A 16,018-nucleotide genomic window follows, 5' to 3' on the forward strand; every position below is an offset into this window, starting at 1 on the left:
GATGGGCTGCACCGATCACCCGGGCGATGGGTTTCCTACCCGGAAGCGGGGAAGCCGCCCTCGGAGTCAGACCGACTGGCGGGAGAGCACGGACCGGAGGGCCTCGATCAGGCCCACCGTCCTGGCGTCCGGGGCCATGGTGACGCGCAGCCCGTTCGTCACGTATCCGAAGGCGATCCCGCTGGCCGGGTCGGCGTAGCCGAGTGAGCCGCCGTGCCCGGGGAAGCCGAAGGCGGTCGGTGACCACCAGGGCTGCTCCGGCAGGGGCAGGCCGAAGCCGAGCGCCGGCCGGGTCGGCACCCGCAGCACCTGGTCAACGCCGTTGGCCTGTTCCCGGGTGGCGGCGGCGAGGGTGGCCGGGTCGAGGATCCGGACGCCGTCAACCTCGCCGATGAGGCCCGCGTAGAAGCGGGCCAGGGACGAGGCGGTGCAGATGCCGTTCGCCGCGGGGATCTCCGCCGCCCAGGTACGGGGGTCGGCGAGGTCCAGCGGCGGGTCGGTCACCATCATCGACCGGACTGCCAGCGAGGTCGGATCGGTGTACGCGGCCAGCGCTTCCCGGAGCGTCGCCGGCAGCTTCTCGGGGGCGGCGGGCGGGGCGACCGGCTGCTCGGTGATCCGGGCGACCCGGTGCGCCTCGGTGGCGGGCAGGCCGATCCAGAAGTCCAGGCCAAGTGGGGTGGCGATCTCGTCGGCGAAGTAGGTGCCGAGGCTGCGGCCGGAGACGCGGCGTACCACCTCGCCAACCAGCCAGCCGTAGGTGAGCCCGTGGTAGCCGTGCGCCGTTCCCGGCGGCCAGGCAGGTGCCTGGGCGGCCAGCGCCGCGACGACCGGCTCCCCGGTGAGCGCCGCCGTCAGCGGGACCGGGCGGTCGAGCACCGGCAGCCCTGCCTGGTGGGACAGGAGCCAGCGGACCGGGATGCCGCCCTTGCCCGCCGCCGCGAACTCCGGCCAGTACGCGGCCACGGGGGCGGCCAGGTCGAGCTGCCCGCGCTGGGCCAGCAGGTGCGCGCAGGCGGCAGGTGCGCTCTTGGTGGCCGAGTAGACAAGTTGGAGGGTGTCCTCCCGCCACGCGCGCTCGGTGGCGGGATCGGCGACCCCACCCCAGAGTCGGACCACCTCCCGGCCGTGCCGGTAGATGCTGACGGCGGCGCCGATCTCGGAGCCGGCGTCGAAGCTCGCCTGGAAAGCCGCTCGAACCGGTTCGTATCCCGGCGCGACGGTGCCATGTGCCACGGGCATGGATTCCTCCGGGGTGCCGGCTCCGGGTGCCGACCACCCGAAGCAACTATGTCAAGTTAGCCTTACTGGCAACGTCAGGCAACCCTGACAGACATATGCTGGCCGGATGACGGAGGAGATGGTTCCGGGGCATGCTGAGCTCGTCGGATTCCGACTACCGGACGGGGCGCTGAAGACCGATGCCGCAGCGCCGGCCGACGCCGTCGGCTACCGGGCCGGATGTAGCTGCGGCTGGGGCGGCAGCCGGGACTATCCGGCCGCCGACGAGGGACGCTGGATGGCCACCGCCGAGTGGGGCGGGCACATCCGGCCACTCCTGGCTGCCACGCCGCCCGGCTGGCTGCGCAACCGCTCCGACACGCTGCGGGACGGCGTCGCCGAACTGACCACCACCTGGCCACTACAGGCGCTCGGCCTCCTCGCCCAGGTGGAGCGCTGGCAACGGCCCCTCATCGAACAGGCCGTGACCCAGGCGCGGGCGACCGGGCTCTCCTGGGCCGAGATCGGCAACGCGCTCGGCATCAGCCGTCAGTCCGCGCACGAGCGGTTCCACAAGATCGCCCCGCCGAAGCCCCCCAGCTAGCCGATATATCCAACAGCTCCCCATCCAAGGGACGCAGGCCAATACTGCGGCGACCAGGGTGCAAAGGTCGCCGCAGTATTTCCTACCAGATGAAGGAGAAGACCTTCGGTGGGCTTCTACGCCCGGCCGAGTACAGGATCCTCGCAATACTCCTCGGCGTCCTTAACCTTACATACCTTCACCGCGACCGGTGTCCCCTCCACCAAGCTTCCCGACTCCCACGGGCTGCAGTACGGGGGTGCATTGCCCTGGGTCGTAGCAAACCGATCAGTCTCCCAGGTTTCGGTGGGATCGACGTCCATCCGAACTTCGACCCACCAGCCGTCGCCGTAATAGTCGCATGCCTGGATCGAATCTTCCGGAATCGAACCATCCCGGTCGGCATTGAATTTACCGATGCCAACCAGGTTAGCGCCTTCCCAGTACTCCGTCCACACGTCCTGCGGCTGGGAGCTGGCATCGCCCTGAATCTGCCGGGCAGCGACATCAGCTTGGGCGACGCCCGGGAAGCCCAGAGCGACAGCGAAACCCGCAATGGCCGCCAGCAGCATACGCCCCGGCGGTCTGGTCATACTCTTCACGTGAAATTCCCCAATCGGGGGCGACTCGAGCCCACTCGACCCCCGTCGTCGTAGTTAATGTCCACATAGTTTCACACAATCAGCCCACATCTCAAGGGGCGACATTCATCTCCGCTTTTCAACCTGCCCCGAAAGCAGGGCCCGCTTCTCAATGGCAGCAGCTAGCACCCGGCCATTCCTCGTGCAACCAGATTTTTGCTGTCCATGGTCAAACTGGCGCGACATTTACGGCGCTTTCCCTATGGCGCCTACCAGTCAATACGGGTGAAGTATGACTTTTAAACAGAAGGTGGTCATACACACGGAGCGCAGTTCCTCACCGCTACACATTCGGCGGAACTGCCGACGGCGCGCCGAGCGGGAGATCTGGATCCCACAGTACGAACGAGGTGACGGACTGCTTCGCGAGTCACTCGTCGACTTACCGATCATCGGTGTGACTCCGGAGCGGACGATGCTCACGAACATGCCGCCGAACACGGCAGCCGTCGATCTATCTATCGATCCCGAGAAGTTGCTGGCGCGTGGTGCGGTAGCCGGCACCTGGGCGCGGAACCAGCTTGAGGCAGGAGCGCGGCAGCGGCTGATCGGGGGTGCGCGGCGGGCCAGCGGAAGCGAATCACTCAGCCGGCCCGCCGGGCGGTAGCCGGATCAACAGTTGCGCAGCTCGGGAGACTGGTTGAGCAGCTGACCCCGGACCGAGATGAAGCGGCGGTAGGCTTCCGAGTCCACTGCGGAGTGCCGGAACGCCGCCACCCGGTGGCAGTTCTGGAAGGCCAGCTTGACGCCGAAGTGGCGCTCAAGGCTGGCCCGGATGGCATCGCTGGCCAGCGCGCGCAGGAGCTGACCTCGCTCCTCCTCGGTCGGCGGCGGGATGACGTTGTCGGCGAACTCGGCGTCGGAGGACGCCAGCTCCGCCGCTACCCGGCTGACGGTCTGCCAGGCGTACGGCAGGGAGTCGCGGACGCAGGAGACGAAGGCGTCGTCGGCAACAGGGCCCGACTCGGCCGACCGCAGCAGGTCCGGTGGCACGGTGAGAGACATGATCCTCCTCAGCTGACAATGATCATGGTTTCCATTACCGTTACGTGCTGAGCACACCACGCGACGTCCACCGCGTCAATGACACCGCGTGGCGGGGCTCGGTCGGATTCACCCGATGCGCGGTCTTCCAGACATGCGCCCGCCTCGGGGCATTTGACAGTGCTCCTCGCGCCGGCCCAGACTGTCGCGACAACTCCACCACCGCGTCTGTGCGGGGGAAGTCCGGTCAAAATCCGGCGCTGGCCCGCAACGGTAGGCCGTCGAGGTGCATCCCGACGGCGAGCCCGATCACCCGCCACACTCGCGCACCGCTATCCACCCGTCGTGGCCCACGGGTCGGAGGCCCCGACCCGACGCTGACCAGTAGCGATCGGTGGGTTCTGACGACCGCAGGGCGGAAAGGCACTCCTGATGGTCGTGTCCCACCTCCGAACCACCGTCCGCACCCGCGTCGCCGGCCTGTTGGCCGCCGCCGTCGCCGGGATCGCCCTGACCGCTGTCGAGCCCGCCCCCCAGGCCGCGCGCGCTGACGCCTGTGACGGCACCTCGGGCGTTACCGTGGTGATCGACTTCACCGCCTTCGGCGGCGACGTCGAGGTCGCCTGCGCCCCCGGCGACCCGGACACCGGGCTGGCCGCCATCCAGGACGCCGGCTTCGCCGTCGAGGGCACCCTCCGCTGGGGGCTGGCCTTCGTCTGCCGACTCGGCGGCCTGCCCACCCCGGACGTCGAGCCCTGCATCGACACCCCGCAGGCCAGCGGGTACTGGTCGTACTGGCACGCGCCCCGGGGCGGTGACTGGGAATACAGCGACAAGGGCGTACTCAACTACGACCCGGCCCCGGGCAGCGTCGAGGGTTGGTCCTACGGCGCCAGCGAGCCGCCGAGCATCCCCGCCCCCTGAGCCACCGCACCGACGGTGTGACCAGTGGCCGCATCCGGGTGCCCGTCTCGGGCTTTGGCGCCGTCGCACGCCCGGGCGAAACGGTGACGGGCGCTCGGTGCACACCGGGCACAACCACATAGGTCCCGCGTGGGGGAAGCCGGTGCGATGCCGGCGCTGACCCGCAGCCGCGAGCGAGAGAAACCCTCTCGCGAGCCGGAATGCCCCGCCCGGGACGAGCGGCTCCACTGTCGAGGTTCACCGGGTGAAGTCCGGTCCGCCGAGGTCCGTCCACCCCGCTCACCGCAGCACGCGGAGCGGGGTTTTCGTACCCCGGGGTGCTTGCCGGAGCTCACCCTCCGCTATGAAAGGCACCCCTCATGGCCCTGTCCCGGCGCCTCGCCACCGGTCTCGGCGTGGCCGCGGCAACCACCCTCGCCGCGGTAGCTGCCGCTCCCCCAACCGTGGGGGCGGCACCCGACCCGGCCCACGCCGCCGCGGCCCGCGCGGCCGCGTCCTGGCTGGCCGACGAATTCACCGACGGCGTCCTGCCCAGCCCGTTCAACCCGGAGGCGGAGGACTGGGGGCTGACCATCGACGGTCTCCTCGCCCTCTCCGCCACCGGGGTCGACCCGTCGACCCGGCAGGCGGCGACCGCCCAAATCGCGGCGAACGTGCGCGCCTACAACAGCTGGGACAACTGGAGCCCCAAGGACGTCACCGACGGCGGGGCGACCGCGAAGCTGCTCTACGCCGCCTCCGCCTCCAGCGCCGACCCCACCGACTTCGGCGGCTACGACCTGCGGGCCGAGACCCTGTCGATGATCGCCGGGGCGGACGCCGACCACCAGCGGGGACGGCTCACCAACCGACCCGCCGCGCAGGCCGGCCTGGCCCCCAGTAACACCTTCGACCAGTCCTTCGCCGTGCTGGGCCTGACCCGCAGCGGTGGCGTACCGCAGGACGTGGTGGACTTCCTCATCCGGCAGCAGTGCGCGGCGGGCGGCTTCCGCCTCTACCCGGACACCGCGGACGGGCCCTCACCGTCCTGCGACGACCAACCCGACGCCACCCTCGACGTCGACTCGACCGCGATGGCCGTGCAGGCGCTGCTGAGCGCCGCCGAGAACGGTGCCGCCGGCGCCGCCGCCGCGGCCGCCGCCGGCGCGGACTGGCTGGTGTCCCAGCAGCACACCGACGGATCGTTCGGCGGCTCCGGACCGACCACCGGAAAGAACTCCAACAGCACCGGCCTGGCCGGACAGGCCCTCGCCGCCGCCGGCCGTGACCCGGAGGCCACCGAGGCGGCGGTGGCGCTGGCCGCGCTCCAGCTGACCGCCGCCAACGGCGGGGCGGCCACCGCGGAGGCGGGCGCCATCGCCTACGACGCCGACGGGCTCGCCGGCGCCGTCGAGAAAGGACTCGGCGACAACAGCCGGGACGAGTGGCGTCGGGCCACCGCCCAGGCCCTGCTCGGGCTCGCCCAGGTGCCGCTGGGTCGGATCGGCCTCGACCCGACACCGACCGGGCAGCCCACCCCGACCGGCACCGCCTCGCCGACCGCCACCGGATCGCCGACGCCGACCGGCACAGCCACCGCCAGCCCGACACCGAGCGCCACCGGGACCGCCCCGTCGGAGCCGCCCGCCGCGTCACCGACCGGCAGCGCTCCGGTGACTCCCACGCCGACCACCTCCAGCCCGGGTGGGCTGCCGACCACCGGCGCCGCGATCACCAGCTACGTACTGCTCGCGGTGCTGCTGCTCGGTGGCGGCGTCGGGCTGCTCATCCTCGGCCGCCGGCGGGCGAATTGAGCCGCCGGACGCTCCGCGGCTCGGTGGCCGTCGCCCTGGTCGCCGCCGGCTCGGTGATCGGGCCGGGGAGCCCGGCGGCGGCCGCCGGGTCCGCCGGCTACTGCCCGGACGCCTCCGGCGTCACCGTCGTGGTCGACTTCAACGAACTGGGGGGCGGGACCGTGGTCCGCTGCGCCCCGGGCAGCCAGGCCACCGGGCTGGCGGCGCTGAAGAGCGCCGGCTTCCAGATCACCGGCACGATGCGCTGGGGCGAGGGATTCATCTGCCGGATCGAGGGCAGACCGTCGGCGGACGCGGAGAAGTGCGTCGACACGCCGCCGGGCAGCGCCTACTGGTCATACTGGCACGCCCCGAACGGGGGCAGCTGGACCTACAGCAACAAGGGGGTGCTGAACCGTACGCCCCCGGCGGGCAGCTTCGACGGCTGGTCGTTCTCCCTCAACCGCGACCCCGCCGACGCACCCCGCCCGGGGGTCACCCCGAGCCGCCCCGCACCGCCGCCGTCCGCCTCGCCACCGGCACTGCCGGCAGCACCGCCGGCGAGCGACGTACCGGTGGCACCGCCGCCGGCAGGCGGACCCGTCGCGCCGCCGCCCGCCGACGGTGGTCAGCCCGGGGCAACCGGCGGGCCGACCACCGTTGGCCCGTCGACCTCGGCCGCCGCCGCGCCGTCGGCCAGCGCGGCGGACCGCCCGTCCCCGGTGACTGCCACCGCCTTGACGCGGTCGGGCTCCGCCGACGAGCCCGTGCTGACCGACGCCGTCGCCGCCCGCGAGGAGGGGGGCGTGCCGCTGGGCACGCTGGCCGGGGTGCTGCTGCTGGCCGCACTCACCGCCGGGGGTCTGGTCGCCGCCCGACGACGGCGGGTCGCCGAACCAGATGACTGACGCCCCGGCGGACCGCCCCGCGACCCTCGATCGATGGTCGGCCCGCTGGTCCGCCTGGCGCCTGCCCCGCGGGCTGCACCCGGGCGCCTGGTGGCTGTGGGCGCTCGGGCTGGCCACCGCGGCCAGCCACACCACCAACCCGCTGGGGCTCACCCTGCTGGTCGCGGTCGCCGCGTTGGTGGTCGTGCGGCGACGTGGGCACGCCCCCTGGGCGCTGGCATTCCGGATGTACGTCTGGCTCGGCGTGGTGATCGTCGCGATGCGGGTGGTGTTCCGGATCGTCTTCGGTGGCGGGCAGGGCGGACACGTGCTGGTCCGGTTGCCGGAGATCCCACTGCCGGAGTGGGCGACGGGTATCCGCCTGCTCGGGCCGGTCGCCGCCGAGCAGGTCCTCGGTGGGTTCTACGACGGGCTCCGGTTGGCGACGATGCTGATCTGTTTGGGCGCGGCGAACGCTCTGGCGAACCCGAAGCGGCTCCTCAAGGCCGTACCGGGAGCGTTGTACGCGGTGGGGACGGCGGTGGTGGTCGCCCTGTCGGTCGCTCCGCAGCTGGTGGAGAGTGTGCTGCGGGTCCGGCGGGCCCGCCGGCTGCGGGGTGCGTCCGGGCGGGGGACGCGGGCGTTTCGGGGCGTCGCGCTGCCGGTGTTGGCCGACGCGTTGGACCGGTCGCTGGCCCTGGCCGCGGCGATGGACTCGCGTGGCTACGGCCGGACCGAAGCGGTCCCCGCCGGGCAGCGGGCGGTCACCGGCACGCTGGTGCTCGGCGGCCTGCTCGGCGTCTGCGCCGGCACCTACGGGCTGCTCGACACCGTCGGGCCCGGCTACCTGGGGCTACCGCTGCTCCTCGCCGGGCTGGCCACCGCCGTGGGCGGCATGCTGCTGGCCGGCCGTCGGGTCCGCCGCAGCCGCTACCGGCCGGACCGCTGGCAGCTGGCCGAGCTGCTCGTCGCCGGTTGTGGGGTCGTCACGGCCGGCCTCATGATGCTGGCCGGCACGGCCGACCCGGAGTTGCTCTACCCGCCGGTCAGCCCGCCCACCTGGCCCGAGCTGACCCCGCTGCTGCTGCTCGCCGTCGCCGTCGCGGCCGTACCGGCCTGGCTCGCCCCGCCGCCGACACCTGTCCCGAAAGATCACATATGATCACATTTGACCGGGTGACCGTCCGCTACACCGAGGACAGGCCGCCACCGCTGCGGGACGTGACGCTGACCGTCGAGGAGGGCGAGCTGTGCCTGGTCGCCGGGCGTACCGGGGCCGGCAAGTCGACCCTGCTGCGGGCGATCAACGGGCTGGTGCCGCACTTCACCGGTGGCACCCTGTACGGCTCGGTCACCGTGGACGGCCGGGACACCCGCCGGCACCCACCCCGCGACCTCGCCGACGTGGTCGGCGTGGTCGGCCAGGACCCGCTCTCCGGGTTCGTCACCGACACCGTCGAGGAGGAGCTGGCATACGGGATGGAGCAGCTCTCCCTGCCGCCGGCGGCGATGCGCAAGCGGGTGGAGGAGACGCTGGACCTGCTCGGCATCGCCGAGCTACGCGACCGGCCACTCCGGACCCTCTCCGGTGGGCAACAGCAACGGGTGGCCATCGGTGCCGTCCTCACCAGCCACCCCCGGGTCCTGGTGCTCGACGAGCCCACCTCCGCGCTGGACCCCACGGCCGCCGAGGACGTCCTCGCCGCGGTCACCCGGCTGGTCCACGATCTCGGCGTCACCGTGGTGCTGGCCGAGCACCGCCTCGAACGGGTCATGCAGTACGCCGACCGCCTGCTCTACCTGCCCGGCGACGGACGGGTGGTCGACGGTCCGCCGGCGGTGGTACTGGCCGGCGTGGAGCTGGCCCCACCCCTGGTCGAGCTGGGTCGCCTGGCCGGCTGGGACCCGCTGCCGCTGTCGGTCCGCGACGCCCGACGCCGCGCCGCCGAGCTGCGTGGGCGGCTCGGCGAGGGGGCGCCACCCGCGCCGGCTTCCGCCCCGGAGTCGACGACGGTGCTGAGCGCGCGGAAGATCGTCGTACGGTATCCGGGCACCGTGGCCGTGGCCGGCGTCGATCTCGACCTCCAGGTTGGCCAGGTCGTCGCCTTGATGGGGCGCAACGGTTCCGGAAAGTCCAGCCTGCTCTGGGCTGTGCAGGGCAGCGGCCCCCGGCACGGCGGCGCGGTGACCGTCACCGGCGCGGCGGGGGCCGTCGACCCGAAGAGCCTGCCGGCCCACCAGGCCCGCCGGCAGGTCGGGCTGGTTCCGCAGACCCCGGGCGACCTGCTCTACCTGGAGACGGTCGACGGTGAGTGCCACCAGGCCGACCAGGAGACCGGGGCCGCGGCCGGCACCTGTCGCGCCCTGCTGGACCAGCTCACCCCCGGTCTGCCCGGTGACCAGCACCCGCGGGACCTCTCCGAGGGGCAGCGGCTGGCGCTCGCGCTCGCGGTGCAGCTCACCGCCGCCCCGCCGGTGGTGCTGCTGGACGAGCCGACCCGCGGCCTGGACTACCTCGCCAAGCGGCAGTTCGTCGCGCTGGTGCGCGGGTTGGCCGACTCCGGGCGCGGCGTGGTGGTGGCGACGCACGACGTGGAGCTGGTCGCGGCGCTGGCCGACCGGGTGATCGTGCTGGCCGACGGTGAGATCGTGGCCGACGGCAGCACCGCGGAGGTCATGCTCGCCTCGCCCGCCTTCGCCCCGCAGGTCGCCAAGGTGCTCGCCCCGGCGCCGTGGCTGACCGTGGATCAGGTCGCCGCGACGCTGGTGGCGGAGCGGGAGCCGGCGTGAGTGTGCTGCGGGTCGCTCCGCGCACCGCCGTGGTGCTGGTGCTCGCGTCGGTAGCCGCGCTGGCCACCTTCGCCTGGCCGCTCTTCGTCCCGGTGCAGCCGGAGAGCACCGCCCGCGCCGGCGAGGCGCCGCTGGTCTTCGTCGTCATGTTGCCGGTGCTGGTGGCGCTGGTGCTGGCGGAACTCACCTCGGGCGGGATCGACAGCAAGGCCCTGGCGCTGCTCGGGGTGCTCGCCGCGGTCAACGCCGCGCTGCGCCCGCTCGGTGCCGGTACCGCCGGGATCGAGACGGTGTTCTTCCTACTCGTCCTCGCCGGCCGGGTCTTCGGACCGGGGTTCGGCTTCCTGCTCGGCGCCACGTCGCTGTTCGCCTCCGCGTTGCTCACCGCCGGCGTCGGCCCCTGGCTGCCGTTCCAGATGCTCGCCGCCTCCTGGGTGGGGCTCGGCGCCGGCCTGCTCCCCCGCCGGCCCCGCGGTCGCGCCGAGGTCGCTCTCCTGGTCGGGTACGGCGCGCTCGCCGCCTACGGCTACGGGCTGCTGATGAACCTCTGGTTCTGGCCGTTCAGCGCCGGCGCGGAGACCCAACTCTCCTACGTGGCCGGCGCGCCGGTCCTGGAGAACCTGCACCGCTTCGTCATCTTCACCGCGGTGACCTCCACCTTCGGCTGGGACACCGGACGGGCGATCACCACCGCCGTGATGATCGCCCTCGCCGGCCCGGCGGTGCTCGCCGCGCTGCGCCGCGCCGCCCGCAAGGCCGCCTTCGGCGCTCCGGTGACCTTCGCCGCCCCCGAGCGGGTACTGCCGGCGTCGCTACCGACTTCGCTCCTGCCTCCGCGGGCGGGGAAGCCCGCCGCGGGCCGACCCGCGGGCCGCGACGATCGCCAGCACGGGTGGGACCAGCACGACCGCCAGCAGGGCGGGCCAGGCTACGTGCCAGCGCAGCTCGATGTGGTAGCCGACGTAGGCCGCAGCCGTCCCGATGCCGGAGACCAGGCCGAGCAGGGTTCCGGCGCCGACGATGAACCCGGCCTGGGCCGCGGCGATGCGCCGTCGGGTACGCCCGGTGGCGCCGACCGCCGCCATGGTGGCTAGGTCGGGGCGGAGGTCGGTCGCCGCCAGGCCGACCGCCACGGTGCTGGCAACCAGGGTGACCAGGACGCTCACCCCGGCCAGCAGGTAGAACATGGTGGTGCTGCGGCGGGTGTCCTGGCCGGGCTCGGCGGCCGCGACGGTGGCCGGCGAGTGCGACCTACCGGCGGCGAGCTGCGCCTGCAGCAGCACCGCGTTCGCCTGCTCCAGCTCCGCATCGGAGGGTGTGCGGCTCGGGTCGATGACCACCTGCCGGGGCTGGGTGTCCAGCCCGAGGCGCTGCGCGGTCGCGGGTGAGATCACCAGGCCGGGAAGCTTGGGGAAGTACTCCTGTTGGGCGGCCACGACGGCCGGCAGCGAGGTGGGCGCCGCCGAGCTGGGCTCCGACCCGCGAGGCAGCAGGGTGACCTGACCGCCCGCGGCCAGGGCGTCGTTGAAGACCACCGCGTCTCCCTGATCCAGGGCAGCCACCTCGGCGGCGGTGGCGGCCCGACCGGTCACCAGCCGCACGACCTCCGCCCCGCCGACGGCGATGTCGCGCTGCTCGTGGGCGCGAAAGACGGTGGGATCGGTGGTGCTGTCGGAGAGGTCCCGGAACACGGTGGGATAGAGGCTATCGACTGTCCTTAGTGGTACTACGGCGCGGGCCGGCAGGGGCGCGGCCAGTCGCGCCAACCCGGCTGGCCCCAGCAGGTCGGCGAGGTCCGCTGGCACCAGGACCTGGCCGGGCCGTGCCTCCACCTGGGTGGGGGCGGCGACACCACGGGCCCCGCCGGCCAGCGCGAGCGCGACGCTACCGGCGACGGCGGCGAGCACCGCGGCTATCGCCGCAGCGGTGCGGAGCCGATGCCGTCCGGCGTGGCGCAGCGCCAACCGGGCCGGCATGGGCAGCACCCGCGCCAGGGGCGCGCTCACCCGTACCAGCGCGGGCGTGCACATGACGACCCCGAGCAACAGGGCGACGCCGCCGGCGGCGAGCACGGCCGGTTGACCCTCCGGGTTGCCGGAGACCAGCAACGCGACCGCGGCGACAGCGATCAGCCCCACTCCGACCGCCAGCGCGACCTGGTCCAACCGGGACTGGTCCCGCTGGCCGCCCAGGGCACCGCGCAGGGGTCGCCCCCGGAGGGCGCGCGCCGGCAGCACCGCCGCCAGGACCGCCAGGAGCAGGGTGAGCGCCGCGGCCCCCGCCACCTGCCCACCGGGGATCGACACCTCGGTCAACGGGTGGTCGGCGATGCGTTCGATGAGCGGACCGGCCAGGGCGAAGGTCACCAGCCCCAGGAACACTCCGGCGGTCGCGGAGATGGCGCCCAGCAGCATCCCACCGGCGACGACCACCCTGCGGACCTGCGCAGCGGTGGCACCGGCGGCGGCCACCAACGCCAACTCCCGACGTTGCCGGGCGGCGCCGACGGTGAATGCCGCACCAACCAGGAGCACAACCTGGGTGCCGGCGAAGCTGACCACGAGCACCGTCGCCGCCGCCTCGATCCGACGTTCCGCGGCGCCAGGGGCACTCCGTTTCCCATAGGAGCTGGGCTCCGGGGGCGACCACCCACTGCCCGGCGGCAGTTGCACCATCAACCTGCCGCCCGCCGAGGAGAGCGGCGCGTCATTGGGAACGAGCAGCCCAGCGGCGCGCAACGACCGACTCCAGTCGATCAGCCCCACCACGGTGAGCTCCCGCTGCGGCATCCCGGCGGTCAGCCGGCCCCCCAACTCCAGGCCCAGTTCGTTGGCCATCGCCCGGGTCAGCGCCACCTCGGCCGGCCCGTCGGGGGCCCGCCCGGACCGGAGCACATACCGACCCTGGTTCAGCGGGTGCTCCGGGTCGGTCGCCTCGTAGTCCGACACGCGCAGGTCCTCCGGGCCGCGGACCACCGTGCGGGCCTGCGTCAACCCGAGGGTGTGGCTGCCCGACGGCAGGGTGGCCACGATCGGGCTGTCGGAGTCAACGATCAGATCGGCCTGGCCAAACGTGAAGGTGGCGTTCTGCGCCGAGGTGCCGCTGAGGTTGCTCCAACTCGCCAGCAGGACGGTGCCGGCGTAGGCGGGGACGAAGAGCATCAGCAGGATCAGCGCGCTCCGGACCCGATGCCGCAGCGCGGAGCGACGAGTGATGCGCAGCGCGACCCGCCACGAACCGAACCGGCCGGCGGCGCTCACGACGGCTCCGCCAGCAGCCGCCGGGCATCGTCGCGCTCCGGGGTGGTGTCCACCAGTCGCCCATCTCGGAGAAAGACCGTGCGGTCCGCCCAGCCGGCGTACCGCGCCTCGTGCGTGACCAGCACACCAGCCGCCCCGCCGTCGATCCGCGCCCGCAGGACCTGCAACACCGCGAGGCTGGTCTGCGAGTCGAGGGCACCGGTCGGCTCGTCCGCCAGCACCAACCGGCGCTCGCCGACCAGGGCGCGGGCGATCGCCACCCGCTGCTGCTGCCCACCGGAGAGCTGATCGGGAAACCGGTCGGCAACCTCGGGCAGGCCCACCTCGTCCAGCGCGGTGATAGCCGAGGCGCGGGCCGCCCGCGCACTGCTGCCGCCGAGTTCCAACGGCAGGGCGACGTTCTCCGCCGCGGTCAGGTCGGTCACCAGGTTGAAGTCCTGGAACACATAGCCGATGCGGTCCCGGCGCAGGTGGGCCACCGCCGTCGAATCGAGCCCGCCGAGCCGAACCCCCGCCACCTCCACCGACCCGGAGGTGGGCACCTCCAGCCCACCGGCGATGGAGAGCAGGGTGGACTTCCCCGAACCGGACGGCCCCATCACCGCGACCAGTTCACCGGCCCGAACGGTCAGGCTGACCCCGGCCAACGCCCACACCGAGCCCTCGCCGGCCCGGTAGACCCGTTCCACCTCGGCCAGCCGCAACACCACGTCGCTCACCGCCGGGCCCGCCCCGACTCAGCGATTTCGGCAGCCTCGGGCGGGGTCGGCGCATACGTGGACGCGGGCGCGGGCCGGGTGTACCGCCGCCGCAGCACCGTCGCCTCCACATGGTCCAGCCACCGGAGCTCACCCTCCAGGGCGAAAATCAGGTGGTCGAGGAACAGCGACCAGGTGAGGTCAACATCCTCGTTGGCCTGTCGGCGCAGGTCGGTGTAGTCCCGCAGCTGCCGCATCGACTCGGTGCGCTGATGCTGCACCACGATCGTGATGTCCACACTCGGGTCCCGCGCGGCCATCGCCAACTTGATCGCCAACTCGTTGCGGGGGCGCTCCGTCTCGGTGACGGGGGTGAGGTACCACTCGGCGAGCGCCACCCGCCCGGGCTCGGTGAGCATGTACAGCTCTCGCCCCTCGGCGTCCGCACCTTCGGTGGCGACGAGGCCGTCGCGGACCAGGCGGTCCAGGGTGGTGTAGATCTGACCGACGTTCACCGCCCAGCTGCCACCGGTACGTGTGTCGAGCTCCGTTCGGAGCTGGTACCCGTATTTCGGACCGTCCACGAAGAGGGCCAACAGCCCCCACCGCACCGCGTTTCGCTGCATGGCAGGGGAACTTACCAGGTAACTACTTACTTAGTAACTCCTTCCTGGAGCTGGACGCGGCCGAGCTAACTGGTTACCGAAAGGTTCCTGGGGTTCGAAAAAGTGCCTTCTTCCCTGCATACGATCGGTTTCCTATGGTGTTCTAGTAACCGAAAGAGAGCGAAAGGAGGCGGTCATCATGGCCGTAACCCTGGTCAACCCGAGCGGACTTCCCGTGGTCGACGTGTACCGGCAGGTGTCGGTGGCGACCGGTTCCAAGCTGATCCACGTCGCCGGGCAGGTCTCCTGGGACGCCGACGGTAAGACGATCGGCGAAGGCGACCTGGCCGCCCAGGTCGAGCAGTGCTACCTCAACGTCGGTACCGCACTGGCTGGCGTCGGGGCGTCCTTCGCCGATGTGGTGAAGTTGACGGTGCATGTCGTCGACTGGACCCCGGAGCGGATGCCGGAGTTGCTCGAGGGCATCGAGCGGGCGTCGGCCAAGCTGGGCACCACACCCATTGCTCCGGCCTCACTGTACGGAGCCGCGGCGTTGGATACTCCCGAACACCTGGTCGAGGTTGAGGCGACCGCCGTCCTCGACTGATCACACCTGCGAGGTGTCGAAGCGGCGCCGCGACGACTCGATGTGGCTGAAGTGGCGTTGAGTCCAGCCGCACATGCCGTCGACGACGCTGCGTAGCGCCTCACCCGCCTCGGTGAGGGTGTACTCGACCCGGGGCGGGATGGTGGGATACACGGTTCGCTCGACCAGGCCGTTGCGTTCCAGCATCCGCAGGTTCTGGGTGAGCATCTTGTGGCTGATGCCGCCGACCTCGTCGCGTAGTTCACCGAAGCGCATGGTGCGTTGTCCGATGAACTCGATGATCAGGAATGCCCACTTGTTGGCCACGTCGGAGAAGATCTCCCGTGCCAGCGAATCGGCACGCGCCAGATCGGCGTCTGGCAGCAGCTCGCTCGCCTCGTGTCGGTTGCCCATCCGTTCACTCTCCATCAGATCCTCAGTAACCACAAGAGAGTACTGGCGAAACGGAGACAAGAGGCGTCTACGCAGGTGCCCCGGCCGCAACGACGACGGCACACCCACGGCGTGGACGCCACGGCTGCGGTAGAGCCGGCGGGCGTTCCGCAAGTGCCCGTGGACCACCTCGTCGGTCGGCGACGGCGGGGGTGGATCGACCTCGAGCCCTCGCCAGCAGGTAGGACTCCCGGTGGTTTGATCGCATGACGCTCGTCACCGCGGGTATTTCAGCAAAAGCTGGCGCTGAGAACGTTCGTTCTCTAGAGTGACATCCAGAGCGGCTGCGAACGGTCGTTCTCCTTAACTGAGGGGTTACCGTGCCATTCATCACCGTGGGAACCGAGAACAGCACCAACATCGACGTGTACTACGAGGACCACGGTCAGGGACAGCCGGTGGTACTCATCCACGGCTACCCCCTGGACGGGCACTCGTGGGAGAAGCAGTCCGCGGCCCTACTCAAGGCCGGCTACCGGGTGATCACCTACGACCGGCGGGGCTTCGGTCAGTCCAGCCAACCCACCGTCGGCTACGACTACGACACCTTCGCCGGCGACCTGAACGCGGTCCTGGAGACCCTGGACCTCACCGACGTGGTCCTGGTCGGCTTC

At 71.9% G+C, this 16,018-nt stretch carries 16 protein-coding genes, 1 pseudogene and 1 riboswitch; of the genes and pseudogenes, 10 read left to right on the top strand and 7 right to left on the bottom strand.

All coding sequences use genetic code 11. The annotated features are described in order from the left end of the window. Positions 1–66 precede the first annotated feature (66 nt). A complete protein-coding gene (locus B118_RS0112630) occupies positions 67–1,242 on the bottom strand; it encodes a serine hydrolase domain-containing protein (protein WP_028192856.1) in 1,176 nt (391 codons plus the stop codon). 106 nt (positions 1,243–1,348) lie between these two features. Here B118_RS0112630 and B118_RS0112635 point away from each other — a divergent pair, with 106 nt between their 5' ends. Continuing rightward, positions 1,349–1,825 (top strand): hypothetical protein, encoded by a 477-nt coding sequence (locus tag B118_RS0112635; RefSeq protein ID WP_018813000.1) that lies wholly within the window; start codon positions 1,349–1,351, stop codon positions 1,823–1,825. 116 nt (positions 1,826–1,941) lie between these two features. On the opposite strand, the gene B118_RS0112640 is transcribed toward B118_RS0112635, so the two are convergent. Continuing rightward, a complete protein-coding gene (locus B118_RS0112640) occupies positions 1,942–2,376 on the bottom strand; it encodes a hypothetical protein (protein WP_018812999.1) in 435 nt (144 codons plus the stop codon). A 301-nt stretch (positions 2,377–2,677) separates the two neighbouring features. Between B118_RS0112640 and B118_RS0112645 the strand changes: the two genes are divergently transcribed. Further along, positions 2,678–3,052, top strand: a complete 375-nt coding sequence (locus B118_RS0112645) for a hypothetical protein (protein ID WP_155256550.1) — start codon at positions 2,678–2,680, stop codon at positions 3,050–3,052. Between the two features lie 5 nt (positions 3,053–3,057). Here B118_RS0112645 and B118_RS0112650 read toward each other — a convergent pair whose 3' ends face one another. Continuing rightward, positions 3,058–3,450 (bottom strand): SCO5389 family protein, encoded by a 393-nt coding sequence (locus B118_RS0112650; protein WP_028192858.1) that lies wholly within the window; start codon positions 3,448–3,450, stop codon positions 3,058–3,060. A gap of 411 nt (positions 3,451–3,861) precedes the next feature. On the opposite strand from B118_RS0112650, the gene B118_RS0112655 reads away from it, so the two are divergent. From B118_RS0112655 to B118_RS33640, 6 genes and pseudogenes are all read left to right on the top strand, one after another. Further along, positions 3,862–4,353, top strand: a complete 492-nt coding sequence (locus B118_RS0112655; protein WP_018812997.1) for a hypothetical protein — start codon at positions 3,862–3,864, stop codon at positions 4,351–4,353. 132 nt (positions 4,354–4,485) lie between these two features. Then, positions 4,486–4,559: riboswitch (cobalamin riboswitch) on the top strand. A gap of 153 nt (positions 4,560–4,712) precedes the next feature. Then, complete coding sequence (locus B118_RS0112660) at positions 4,713–6,146, top strand: prenyltransferase/squalene oxidase repeat-containing protein (protein WP_028192859.1); 1,434 nt, start codon at positions 4,713–4,715, stop codon at positions 6,144–6,146. Further along, positions 6,143–7,033 (top strand): hypothetical protein, encoded by an 891-nt coding sequence (locus tag B118_RS0112665; protein ID WP_043541285.1) that lies wholly within the window; start codon positions 6,143–6,145, stop codon positions 7,031–7,033. The genes B118_RS0112660 and B118_RS0112665 overlap by 4 nt, the downstream gene beginning before the upstream one ends. Continuing rightward, positions 7,026–8,174 carry a CbiQ family ECF transporter T component gene (locus tag B118_RS0112670; RefSeq protein ID WP_028189074.1) on the top strand — a complete coding sequence of 383 codons (1,149 nt, stop codon included), beginning with the start codon at positions 7,026–7,028 and terminating at the stop codon, positions 8,172–8,174. The genes B118_RS0112665 and B118_RS0112670 overlap by 8 nt, the downstream gene beginning before the upstream one ends. Continuing rightward, positions 8,171–9,802, top strand: coding sequence for an ABC transporter ATP-binding protein (locus B118_RS0112675; RefSeq protein ID WP_028192861.1), 1,632 nt, complete (start codon positions 8,171–8,173; stop codon positions 9,800–9,802). Before B118_RS0112670 ends, B118_RS0112675 begins: the two co-directional genes overlap by 4 nt. Further along, positions 9,799–10,617, top strand: a pseudogene (locus B118_RS33640) (ECF transporter S component); the annotation flags it as partial. The gene B118_RS0112675 and the pseudogene B118_RS33640, both read left to right, overlap by 4 nt. Here the strand turns inward: B118_RS33640 and B118_RS0112690 are convergent. From B118_RS0112690 to B118_RS0112700, 3 genes are read right to left on the bottom strand one after another with little or no spacing between them, the layout of a single operon-like run. Continuing rightward, positions 10,615–13,062 carry an FtsX-like permease family protein gene (locus B118_RS0112690; protein WP_028192862.1) on the bottom strand — a complete coding sequence of 816 codons (2,448 nt, stop codon included), beginning with the start codon at positions 13,060–13,062 and terminating at the stop codon, positions 10,615–10,617. The pseudogene B118_RS33640 and the gene B118_RS0112690 sit on opposite strands and share 3 nt — an antisense overlap. After that, the gene (locus B118_RS0112695; RefSeq protein WP_028192863.1) at positions 13,059–13,781 is read right to left on the bottom strand and encodes an ABC transporter ATP-binding protein; all 723 of its coding nucleotides are present in this window, start codon (positions 13,779–13,781) and stop codon (positions 13,059–13,061) included. Before B118_RS0112695 ends, B118_RS0112690 begins: the two co-directional genes overlap by 4 nt. After that, entirely contained in the window at positions 13,778–14,386 is a 609-nt protein-coding gene (locus B118_RS0112700; RefSeq protein ID WP_028192864.1) for a PadR family transcriptional regulator, read from the bottom strand. Before B118_RS0112700 ends, B118_RS0112695 begins: the two co-directional genes overlap by 4 nt. A 178-nt stretch (positions 14,387–14,564) precedes the next feature. Between B118_RS0112700 and B118_RS0112705 the strand changes: the two genes are divergently transcribed. Next, positions 14,565–14,972, top strand: a complete 408-nt coding sequence (locus B118_RS0112705) for a RidA family protein (RefSeq protein WP_018222071.1) — start codon at positions 14,565–14,567, stop codon at positions 14,970–14,972. On the opposite strand, the gene B118_RS0112710 is transcribed toward B118_RS0112705, so the two are convergent. Then, positions 14,973–15,365: a winged helix-turn-helix transcriptional regulator gene (locus B118_RS0112710; RefSeq protein ID WP_018812988.1), complete on the bottom strand. Its 393-nt coding sequence runs from the start codon at positions 15,363–15,365 to the stop codon at positions 14,973–14,975. A gap of 359 nt (positions 15,366–15,724) precedes the next feature. Here B118_RS0112710 and B118_RS0112715 point away from each other — a divergent pair. Beyond that, the coding region (locus B118_RS0112715; RefSeq protein WP_028192865.1) for an alpha/beta fold hydrolase at positions 15,725–16,018 on the top strand (294 nt) is incomplete at its 3' end.

Source organism: Salinispora pacifica CNR114 (genome assembly GCF_000514775.1).
Taxonomy (GTDB): Bacteria; Actinomycetota; Actinomycetes; order Mycobacteriales; family Micromonosporaceae; genus Micromonospora; species Micromonospora pacifica.